Annotated in this window: 2 protein-coding genes; both read left to right on the forward strand. The window is 34.0% G+C overall.

All coding sequences use genetic code 11. From position 1 onward, the window contains the following. Positions 1–148: 148 nt before the first annotated feature. A complete protein-coding gene (locus HMPREF2701_RS07375; protein ID WP_061589734.1) occupies positions 149–592 on the forward strand; it encodes a hypothetical protein in 444 nt (147 codons plus the stop codon). Continuing rightward, positions 592–936: a hypothetical protein gene (locus HMPREF2701_RS07380; protein WP_049487189.1), complete on the forward strand. Its 345-nt coding sequence runs from the start codon at positions 592–594 to the stop codon at positions 934–936. The genes HMPREF2701_RS07375 and HMPREF2701_RS07380 overlap by 1 nt, the downstream gene beginning before the upstream one ends. Positions 937–948 lie beyond the last annotated feature (12 nt).

Here is a 948-nt window from a genome sequence, read left to right on the forward strand (position 1 = left end):
AACCAGATTATAAAAATGTAGCCGTGATTGCTGCTGGAACCGACCCTGGGAGTCCTACTATGATTGACAGATGTAAAATAACTTTTTCTTATTATAGTGTAATATAGGCTAATCGTATAGTATAATAAGAAAAAGGAGAACAACTTAAATGAATAATTCCAGCAATAAAAAAAGTCATAAAAGGCTGCTAATCATTTTGTTACTCGCAACCATCACAGTAGGAGGTGTTTTTATGTTTAGCATGTTAGGGAAATCCCAAGAAGAACGTCGGAATAGAGAGTATGAAGTTAGTTTGGTAAATGCCTTAAAGAATTCATATGAAGGGATAGAAGAAATCAAAATTTCCAATCCAGAATATACAACCCCTCCGGGCGACTGGTCTTGTGATGTAAATATTCTATTTTCAGATAAAGTAAAAATAGAATATCGTGTAGGCCACTCTTTAAATGAAGTTGAAAATTATAATGGTTTTGTTAATGGAAAAACAAATAAAGAAATAAATGACCAGTGGGAAATATTGAATTCTCATAAAGGGAAAACAACATCTTTAGTTACTATATATTATTCGGATAAAGAAAAAGGAGAACAGTAGTGGTTTTCACTTATACAGATAAACAACTTAATGAATTAAATCAAGGGAAAAATGTTTATAGTTCCAATCCAGAATATGCCAAGCGAAAGGGTTACAAAATTGTTACTCCTTCGCCTAAAAATAAAGGTGAAACAAACACCATAATATCCGCTGGTCAAGAATTCCGTGTCATTGCGACTAAGTCTGACCCAGGGACAGGTTTTGATGGTTTGGCGGTAGCTCCTATAGCCAATGGCAAACCGGATTATAAAAGTATAGCCGTAATTGCTGCAGGAACAGATCCTTGGAGCCCTACTGAGATTGATAAATCTGAAATAACTTTTCCTTATTATAGTGTAATATAGACTAATCTTTCT

The sequence above is a fragment of the Streptococcus sp. HMSC077D04 genome (assembly GCF_001808785.1).
Lineage (GTDB): Bacteria > Bacillota > Bacilli > Lactobacillales > Streptococcaceae > Streptococcus > Streptococcus mitis_BX.